The sequence below is a fragment of the Streptomyces ureilyticus genome (assembly GCF_011045025.1).
In the GTDB taxonomy this organism is placed as follows: domain Bacteria; phylum Actinomycetota; class Actinomycetes; order Streptomycetales; family Streptomycetaceae; genus Streptomyces; species Streptomyces ureilyticus.
On sequence record NZ_JAAKZX010000007.1, the window covers coordinates 109,678 to 118,021 of the forward strand.

General features: G+C 70.5%; 9 protein-coding genes and 1 pseudogene. 7 read left to right on the forward strand and 3 right to left on the reverse strand.

Annotation, left to right across the window (positions count from 1 at the left end):
* Positions 1 to 3: 3 nt before the first annotated feature.
* A complete protein-coding gene (locus G6048_RS03900; protein WP_165337997.1) occupies positions 4 to 1,635 on the reverse strand; it encodes an ABC-F family ATP-binding cassette domain-containing protein in 1,632 nt (543 codons plus the stop codon).
* 379 nt (positions 1,636 to 2,014) lie between these two features.
* Positions 2,015 to 2,431, reverse strand: coding sequence for a spore wall synthesis regulator SsgD (gene ssgD / locus G6048_RS03905; RefSeq protein ID WP_165337998.1), 417 nt, complete (start codon positions 2,429 to 2,431; stop codon positions 2,015 to 2,017).
* 263 nt (positions 2,432 to 2,694) lie between these two features.
* Between ssgD and G6048_RS03910 the strand changes: the two genes are divergently transcribed.
* The 4 genes from G6048_RS03910 to mmpA all read left to right on the forward strand — a co-directional run bounded on the left by G6048_RS03910 (position 2,695) and on the right by mmpA (position 5,103).
* Complete coding sequence (locus G6048_RS03910) at positions 2,695 to 3,732, forward strand: WD40/YVTN/BNR-like repeat-containing protein (RefSeq protein WP_206341141.1); 1,038 nt, start codon at positions 2,695 to 2,697, stop codon at positions 3,730 to 3,732.
* A 76-nt stretch (positions 3,733 to 3,808) separates the two neighbouring features.
* Positions 3,809 to 4,129: a plasmid stabilization protein gene (locus tag G6048_RS03915; protein ID WP_165337999.1), complete on the forward strand. Its 321-nt coding sequence runs from the start codon at positions 3,809 to 3,811 to the stop codon at positions 4,127 to 4,129.
* 85 nt (positions 4,130 to 4,214) lie between these two features.
* Positions 4,215 to 4,913, forward strand: coding sequence for an endonuclease V (locus G6048_RS03920; protein ID WP_165338000.1), 699 nt, complete (start codon positions 4,215 to 4,217; stop codon positions 4,911 to 4,913).
* Positions 4,914 to 4,962: 49 nt separating this feature from the next.
* Positions 4,963 to 5,103 (forward strand): morphogenic membrane protein MmpA, encoded by a 141-nt coding sequence (gene mmpA, locus G6048_RS03925; RefSeq protein WP_165337915.1) that lies wholly within the window; start codon positions 4,963 to 4,965, stop codon positions 5,101 to 5,103.
* A 248-nt stretch (positions 5,104 to 5,351) separates the two neighbouring features.
* On the opposite strand, the gene G6048_RS03930 is transcribed toward mmpA, so the two are convergent.
* On the reverse strand, positions 5,352 to 6,542 hold the full coding sequence (locus G6048_RS03930) for a saccharopine dehydrogenase family protein (protein ID WP_165338001.1): 1,191 nt from the start codon (positions 6,540 to 6,542) through the stop codon (positions 5,352 to 5,354).
* A gap of 72 nt (positions 6,543 to 6,614) precedes the next feature.
* Between G6048_RS03930 and G6048_RS03935 the strand changes: the two genes are divergently transcribed.
* The 3 genes and pseudogenes from G6048_RS03935 to G6048_RS49180 form a co-directional block, all read left to right on the forward strand.
* Positions 6,615 to 7,037, forward strand: coding sequence for an MmcQ/YjbR family DNA-binding protein (locus tag G6048_RS03935; protein ID WP_165338002.1), 423 nt, complete (start codon positions 6,615 to 6,617; stop codon positions 7,035 to 7,037).
* Positions 7,038 to 7,209: 172 nt separating this feature from the next.
* Positions 7,210 to 8,262, forward strand: a complete 1,053-nt coding sequence (locus tag G6048_RS03940) for a CaiB/BaiF CoA transferase family protein (RefSeq protein ID WP_165338003.1) — start codon at positions 7,210 to 7,212, stop codon at positions 8,260 to 8,262.
* Positions 8,259 to 8,344 (forward strand): annotated as a pseudogene (locus tag G6048_RS49180) (response regulator); the annotation flags it as partial. The gene G6048_RS03940 and the pseudogene G6048_RS49180, both read left to right, overlap by 4 nt.

An 8,344-nucleotide genomic window follows, 5' to 3' on the forward strand; every position in this document is an offset into this window, starting at 1 on the left:
AAGCTAGCCGGGATACCCGACAGCTTCTGGCGTGATTTCCTTGAGTTCTCCTTCCAGCAGTAGCCAGCGCGTGATCCCGATCGACTCCAGGAACGGCACATCGTGGCTCGCCACGATCAGCGCACCCTCGTACGACTCCAGGGCCGAGGTCAGCTGCCGCACGCTCGCCATGTCGAGGTTGTTCGTCGGCTCGTCGAGCATCAGCAGCTGGGGCGCGGGCTCGGCCAGGATCAGAGCGGCCAGCGTCGCCCGGAAACGTTCGCCGCCGGACAGCGTCGCGGCGCGCTGGTCGGCGCGGGCTCCCTTGAACAGGAAGCGGGCCAGGCGGGCCCGGATCCGGTTGTTCGTGGCGGTCGGCGCGAAGCGCGCCACGTTTTCGGCGACGGTCAGGTCGTCGTCCAGTACGTCGAGGCGCTGAGGCAGAAAGCGCAGGGGTACGTGGGCCCGGGCCTCCCCGGAGACCGCTTCCAGCTCCCCGGAGATCGTCCGCAGCAGCGTCGTCTTGCCCGCGCCGTTGCGTCCGATCAGCGCGATCCGCTCGGGGCCGCGCAGCTCGAAGCCGCCGGCCACGTGGGCGCCGTACCTCAACTCCAGGTCTTGGAGCGTGAGTACGGTGCGGCCGGGCGGCACCGCCGTGTACGGCAGCTCCACGCGGATCTCGTCGTCGTCCCGTACGGCGTCGACCGCCTCGTCGAGCCGTTCCTTGGCCTCGGCGAGCTTGTCCTCGTGCATGATGCGGTGCTTGCCTGCGGACACCTGAGCGGCGCGTTTGCGGGCGCCCATGACGATCTTCGGCTCGCGCTTCTGCTCGAACATCTTCTGGCCGTACCGTTTGCGACGCGCCAACTTGACCTGGGCCTCGGTCAGTTCACGCTTCTGCTTCTTCATGTCGGCCTCGGCGACGCGCACCATACGCTCGGCCGCCTCCTGCTCGGTGGCGAGCGCCTCCTCGTACGCCGAGAAGTTGCCGCCGTACCACGTGACCTCACCGGAGTGCAGATCCGCGATCTGGTCGACCAGTTCGAGGAGTTCACGGTCGTGGCTGACCACGACCATCACTCCCGACCAGGCATCGACCGCCGCATACAGACGCCGACGGGCGTACAGGTCAAGGTTGTTGGTGGGTTCGTCCAGCAGGAGTACGTCGGGTCGGCGCAGCAGCAGCGCGGCCAGCCGGAGCAGGACGGACTCGCCGCCCGACACCTCGCCGATCGTACGGTCCAACTCGATGTGGCCGAGGCCGAGTTCGCCGAGCGTCGCGAGGGCGCGTTCCTCTACGTCCCAGTCGTCGCCGACGACGTCGAAGCGGTGCTCGGCGACGTCGCCCGCCTCGATGGCGTGCAGCGCGGCGCGCTTGGCGGCGATGTCGAGCGCCTCGTCGACGCGCAGTGAGGTGTCGAGGGTGACGTTCTGCGGCAGGTAGCCGACCTCGCCCGCGACCCGGACGGTGCCGTCGGTCGGGGTGAGCTGCCCGGCGATCAGCTTCAACAGGGTTGATTTTCCTGATCCGTTGACGCCGACGAGCCCGGTTCTGCCGGGTCCGAAGGCCACCTGGAGCTCGTCGAAGACGGTGCTGCCGTCCGGCCAGGCGAAGCGGAGGGAGGTGCAGGTGATGGCGGTGGGGGAGGTAGACATGGGGCCTCGCGGTTGCTTGATGCGGTCAGGGCAACGCGTATCGAGACACCGGCACGCACCAGCAGAGCACCGGGAGGCGACGACGGCCGACAGGTAAGGCCGGGAGTCCTGGAGGTCCGGGGGAAGATCCCGCTCCGGAGGACGGCTCGTATGCCGAGGTCGCACGCGGCGCACACCACAGACAGGTGTGACGCGGTGTCTCAGGACCTCAGACGAGCAACGTCCTTCTCCAATCGACGGCAACAGGACCGCTGTACACCGTAGGAAGGGGCCCGGCGTGTGTCAACGCATTAACGAGGGCCCCGATCAGGGCCCCGATCAACGCATCGACGAGAGCCCGATTTTGGCCCGCGTCTCCCCAAGGGATCAGCGGGCGTGATCAGCCGGCGTCCCGCAGGAGTTCGGCGAGGGCGTTGTCCATGTCCTGGTGCTGCTGCTCCAGGCCGAGCGGCACCAGTTCCGTCGTGCTCTGCAGGAAGCGCCGCAGCTCGCCCGCGCGGACATGCACCACGGCGGTTCCCTCGGGAGCGTGGAACTCCAGGACGATGCGGTCGTAGCCGTAAGGCCGGACTCGTACGTCGCCGTGACCCACTGGCTCCTCCAGACCCGAGACGAGCAGCTCGCGGGCGAAGGTCCAGCAGACGTCCACGCCTTCGAGGGTGGCCGGGGCCGGGAAGGTCATACGGACGGCGAACGGTTCACGGGGGTCGTAGTGGAGCGCCGCGGGAATACTCGGCATCCGCGGCGCGGCGGCGACGAGGCGGGCCTCAACAGGCTGCTCGATGACAGTGGACAACGCCTGCTCCCTTGTGACGGCTTGACGAACGGTGAACGGATGACGCCGGGCACTTGAAGAGACGACAGAATCAGCCATTCCGTGCTCACGAAGACGCACCAAGTTCGAGTGACCTGTGTCACCGCCTTCAATCACCAACGGGGCCACCGTTGTCAATTGGGGCATCTGGACGCCACCGGGGGAGTGGGCTAGCTTCGCCCGCCATGAGGGGCTTGGGGAACACGCGACCGAAGAGGTTCACGAGGCGACTGCTGGCGGCGGGGATGTGCGGGGCTGCGCTCACCGCCGCACTCACCGCGCCCGCACAGGCACAAGAACCGGACCGACGGCCTCCGCATTGGGAACTCAAGGACAGCGGCACCGATGTGCGCTTCCGCGGTCTGTCCGCCGTCAGCCGGAACACCGCCTGGCTGGCCGGATCCCGCGGCACCGTGCTGCGCACCTCGGACGGCGGCGCGAGCTGGCGGAACGTATCGCCGCCCGGAGCCGCCGAGTTGGAGTTCCGGGACATCGAGGCGTTCGACCGCAAGCGAGCCGTGGTGCTGGCCATCGGCGAGGGCGAGGCCTCCCGGATCTTCCGCACCGACGACGGAGGCGAGACCTGGACCGAGTCCTTCCGCAACACCGACGCGCGGGCCTTCTACGACTGCGTGACCTTCTTCGACCGGCGCCATGGACTGGCGATGAGTGACCCGGTGGACGGAAAGTTCCGCATCCTGTCGACCAGCGACGGCGGCCGCTCCTGGAAGGTGCTGCCCAGCGACGGAATGCCCGCGGCGCAGGAGGACGAGGCCGGCTTCGCGGCCAGTGGGCAGTGCCTGGTCAGTTCGGGGCCGCGCGATGTGTGGCTGGCCACGGGCGGGGCAGCACGCGCGCGCGTGCTGCACTCCTCCGACCGCGGCCTGACCTGGAAGGCCGCCGACACCCCGATTCCCGCGGGCGACCCGGCGCGCGGCGTCTTCGCCCTCGCCTTCCGCGACCGTACGCACGGCATCGCGGTCGGCGGCGACTACCGCGCGGACCAGCCGTCACCGCGGGCCGCCGCCGTCAGCGGCGACGCCGGCCGCACCTGGACGCCCGCCGCGCAGCCGCCGCCCGCCTACCGCTCCGGCGTCACCTGGCTCCCGCACAGCCGCTCGGCCGCCCTCGCGGTCGGCCCCACCGGAACCGACCTCACCACGGACGCCGGGCGCACGTGGCGCACCGTCGACACGGGCTCGTACGACACCGTCGACTGCACCGCTGACCTGGGCTGCTGGGCCTCCGGGGAGCAGGGCCGGGTGGCCCGGCTTGAGCGCTGATGCGGGTGGGCCCGGGCCATGCTTGGCTGGAAGAGGGGCGGCTTCCAGCAGTCTTCTAGCAGCAAGGAGTCCGGCCATGGCACGTGGCTCGAGTTCCAAGCGGGAACGCCAGCAGGAACACATCAGGGAGAGCGAACGCGAACGCGGTGCGAGCGAGCAGCGCGCCGAGGAGATCGCCGCCCGAACCACCAACAAGGAACGCGCCCAGCGCGGCGAGTCGAAGAGCACGAGCACGAACCGTACGTCGGCCCAGGACACCTCGGCCGGCCGTCGCGGCGCCCGTGAGTCCCGCGGAGGGGACACGTACGACCAGCTCTACGAGGAGGCGAAGAGCCGCAACATCGAGGGCCGCTCCAAGATGAACAAGGAGGAGCTGTCGAGGGTCCTCGGCCGCTGAACGCCGTCCCCGTCGCTTGTCCCCTGTCGCCCGTCGCCCATCGCCCGTCGATGGGAGGCCACGGCCGCGTACGCTCGAATCCACCATGACGACGACCGTACGGATTCCGGCGGGCTGGCCCGCCACCGAAGAGCAAGCACGTGCCGTGCAGGACGAGTTGCGCGGGCGCGTCGTACTCGACGAGCCGGGGCCGCCGCCGGGGACGGGCCGGGTGACGGGGGTGGACGTGGCGTACGACGACGAGCGTGACGTCGTCGTGGCCGCGGCCGTCGTCCTGGACGCGGCGAGTCTCGACGTGGTGGCCGAGTCGACGGCCGTGGGGCGGGTGCCGTTCCCCTACGTCCCCGGACTGCTCGCCTTCCGCGAGATCCCCGCCGTCCTGGCCGCCCTCGACGCGCTGCCCTGCGAGCCGGGCCTCGTCGTCTGCGACGGCTACGGCCTCGCCCACCCGCGACGCTTCGGACTGGCCAGCCACCTCGGCGTTCTCACGGGTCTGCCGGTGATCGGCGTCGCCAAGAACCCGTTCGCCTTCGCGTACGAGGAGCCGGGCGCCCCGCGCGGATCCTCGTCCCCGCTGCTCGCGGGCGAGGAGGAGGTCGGCCGGGCGCTGCGCACCCAGGAGGGCGTCAAGCCGGTGTTCGTCTCGGTCGGCCACCGGGTGACCCTGGACAACGCCTGCGCCCACACGCTGCGACTCGCGCCCCGCTTCCGCCTCCCGGAAACGACCCGCCGAGCGGACGCGCTGTGCCGCGAGGCCCTGAAGGCGACTGAGTACGTCGTCTGAGTACTTGTACGGATGCCGGGGCACCGCCCTGCTCGGCAGGCTGGGCCGCATGACGACACATCGTGCCCCGAAGCCCACCGCCGACCCCACCCAGCCCGTCGAGCGCGCTGTGATGGCGGGCTTGATCGTCGCGGTCCTCGCCGGGGTCGGCTGGATAGCGGGGATGATCTACACCGTCATGGGGTGGTAGGGCCTGGCCGTGGGGCAAGTCGGCCTCGGCCGACGATCTGCGCTCTGCCACGTGGGCAACGTGCCTACGCGAGCCTGCCGAAGTCCGGTGCGGCAGCGCGCCCCTTCAGGGCGCGGGACTGTGACATATGCGGCTCCGCCGCGATGGGGGCCCCCGCTCGAGCGAAGCCGAGAGGGGGAGCAGCCGAGAGTGGGGGAGCGACAAGCCACAACGAACCGCAGCTTCCAAACCGCCCGTCCAGCCAAGCGCTAGCGTGCCGCTGCGACCCGGAAGCTGATCCCCGCCTCCCGCAGTCGCTCGATGAGCCTGTCGCCCATCGCCACCGCCGTCGTGACCTGGCCCGATGTCGGGGGCAGTTCGTCGAAGGCCAGGCACAGGGCGGACTCGGCGAGCATCTTGGCGGTCTCGCCGTAGCCGGGGTCGCCGCCCGCTACCTCCGTGAAGACGCGGTGTCCGCCGCCCTCGCCCACGAACCGGACTGAGAACCAGCTTCTCGCCCGCTTTTCCTCGCTCGGCCCTTCCCCGGGCTTGAGGCGGTCCGACAGCCAGCGCCGGGCCGGTGGCAGTTGTGCCGCCGCGAAGGCCGCGCCGGCCGCGGCCACGCCGCCCACCGCGAACGGCAGCCGCTTGGCGGCCGCGTAGTGCCGGTAGCGGAAGTCGGGCCCGTACCGCTCCAGGGCACGGGCCGAGCGCTGCACGATCCGCGCGTCGATCGTGGGCAGCGGCACCGCCCACGCCCCCACCTCCTTGGCGTACCGAGGCGCGCCCAGCGGCGCGTACGCCCGTCGGCCGACCAGGCGCGCCTCGTGCCGCCCCCGGTCCCGCGCCGCGGCCACCATCTGCGGCCCGCGCGAGAACTGGTTCAAGGCCGAGCCGAACGTACCGCCCGAGAACATCCCGTCGGCGCGCACGAACCCGTCCACGGTCAGCGGCACCCCTTCGGGAAGCTGACGGACCGTGAAGTACGCGCCCAGGTCATGCGGAATGGAGTCGAAGCCGCACGCGTGTACCAGCCGCGCTCCGGTCTCACGCGCGCGTGCGTCGTGCCGCACATACATGAGGTCCACGAACTCGGGCTCTCCGCAGAGATCGACGTAGTCGGTGCCGGCGTCCGCGCAGGCGGCGAGCAAGTCCTCGCCGTACTCCAGGTAGGGCCCCACCGTCGTGGCCACCACGCGCGCGTGGGCAGCCAGTTCGCGCAGAGAGGCCGGATCAGCGGCGTCCGCCTGCAGCAGGGGCAGCTCGGCGCAGCCCGGGTCGATCGACGCCAGCCGCTCACGCAGCCGCTCCAGCTTCGCGGTGTCGCGCGCCGCGATCGCCCAGCGCAGCCCCGCGGGTGCGTGCGCGGCGAGGTACTCCGCGGTGAGCCTTCCGACGAAGCCCGTGGCCCCGAAGAGCACGACGTCGTACGTCCGCTCCGTCACGTTCTGGCTGCTCATGGCACCTCTCTGCCGTACACCCCGCGCCGTTGTCAGTGGCTGAGGCTAGCTTGAAGTACGAGGAGCCGAACCATGACCCCGTGCGAGGAGCCGCACCAAGAACCGGAGGCAGCCGTGGCCGCGACCGAGACCGCTCTGAAGAAGTGGGAGAAAGTGCGCGAGTTCGCCCTCGGGCTGCCGAGCGCGACCGAGGACTTCCCCTGGGGCGAGACCGTCGCGAAGGTCAACAAGAAGGTGTTCGTCTTCCTTGGTGTGACGGACGGCAGCTATCCCATGGGGATGACCTTGAAGCTCAAGGACGAGGCGGCGCACGCCCACGCGATGACTTCGCCGGGCGCCGAGCCCGCCGGGTACGGCCTCGGGAAGGCGGGCTGGGTGAGCATCCCGCTGGAGGAGAAGGGCTCCCCGGCCGCTGAGCTGCTGTGCGACTGGGTCGAGGAGAGCTATCGCACGATCGCCCCGAAGAAGCTCATAGCGGAGCTGGACGCGCGCTGACTCTTCTGGCGATCTTCTGGCGGTTCCTCTGCTAATTCCCTTGGCGGCGCCGGGCGTTCAGAATGACTGAGCGACTTGGCTAAGCGCTTGCTCGCCAGAGTCTTGTGCGGCGTCGAACACGTTCTTAGCATCGCAGGTGTTACATCAGTAGTGTCACAGTGCAGGGGGCCCGATGGCAGTGGCAGGGACGGCAGGGCACGGCCCGCTCGCCGGGGTGCGCGTGATCGAGCTGGCCGGCATCGGGCCCGGCCCGTTCGCCGGCATGCTCCTCGCCGACCTCGGCGCCGACGTCGTCCGCGTGGACCGGCCCACAGGCGCGGGCCTCGCGATCAACCCGGACTACGACATCACCAACCGCAACAAGCGGTCCGTGCTCGTCGACCTGAAGACGGACGACGGCCCGGACCGCGTCCTCGACCTGGTCGAACGCGCCGACATCCTCATCGAGGGCTACCGCCCGGGCGTCGCCGAGCGCCTCGGCGTCGGCCCCGAGACCTGTCACGCCCGCAACCCGAAGCTCGTCTACGGACGGATGACCGGCTGGGGCCAGCAGGGCCCGCTCGCCGCGCGCGCGGGCCACGACATCGCGTACATCGCGCTGACCGGCACCCTCGGCATGATCGGCGACCCGGACGCGCCGCCCGCCGTCCCCGCGAACCTGCTCGGCGACTACGCGGGAGGCTCGCTCTACCTCGTCGTCGGCGTCCTCGCAGCCCTCCACCACGCCCGTGCGAGCGGCACCGGACAGGTCGTTGACGCGGCCATCGTCGACGGGACCGCGCACCTGGGCGCGATGATCCACGGCATGTTCGCCGCCGGCCGCTGGCAGGACCGGCGCGGCGCCAACCTCCTCGACGGAGGCTGCCCGTACTACGGCACGTACGAGACGGCGGACGGCCAGTACATGGCGGTGGGCGCGCTCGAGAAGCAGTTCTACGCCGAGTTCGTGGACCTCCTCGGCATCCCGGAACACGCCGCGGCTCACAAGGACCCGGCGCGCTGGGGCGAGCTGCGCGAGGCGGTCGCGGCGCGCTTCAAGACCCGTACGCGCGACGAGTGGACCGCTCTCTTCGAGGGCTCCGACGCGTGCGTGGCGCCGGTGCTCTCCCTGAGCGAGGCGCCGCACCACCCGCACCTCGCCGCGCGCGGCACTTTCACCGACCACGGCGGCATCACCCAGCCCGCCCGTCGCCGAACGACTGAGGCAGGCAGACCAACACCATGAGTACTGAGGCATCGACCGACGAGCGCGCGAACATACTCCTCGTGGACGACATGGAGGACAACCTGATCGCACTGGAAGCGGT

Excerpts from the sequence above, each read along its gene's own strand:
- G6048_RS03935 (WP_165338002.1), top strand. The coding sequence starts at position 6,615 with ATGACCCCGTGCGAGGAGCCGCACCAAGAACCGGAGGCAGCCGTGGCC.
- G6048_RS03910 (WP_206341141.1), top strand. The coding sequence starts at position 2,695 with ATGTGCGGGGCTGCGCTCACCGCCGCACTCACCGCGCCCGCACAGGCA.
- mmpA (WP_165337915.1), top strand. The coding sequence starts at position 4,963 with ATGACGACACATCGTGCCCCGAAGCCCACCGCCGACCCCACCCAGCCC.
- G6048_RS03930 (WP_165338001.1), bottom strand. The coding sequence starts at position 6,542 with ATGAGCAGCCAGAACGTGACGGAGCGGACGTACGACGTCGTGCTCTTC.
- G6048_RS03920 (WP_165338000.1), top strand. The coding sequence starts at position 4,215 with ATGACGACGACCGTACGGATTCCGGCGGGCTGGCCCGCCACCGAAGAG.
- G6048_RS03900 (WP_165337997.1), bottom strand. The coding sequence starts at position 1,635 with ATGTCTACCTCCCCCACCGCCATCACCTGCACCTCCCTCCGCTTCGCC.
- G6048_RS03940 (WP_165338003.1), top strand. The coding sequence starts at position 7,210 with ATGGCAGTGGCAGGGACGGCAGGGCACGGCCCGCTCGCCGGGGTGCGC.
- G6048_RS03915 (WP_165337999.1), top strand. The coding sequence starts at position 3,809 with ATGGCACGTGGCTCGAGTTCCAAGCGGGAACGCCAGCAGGAACACATC.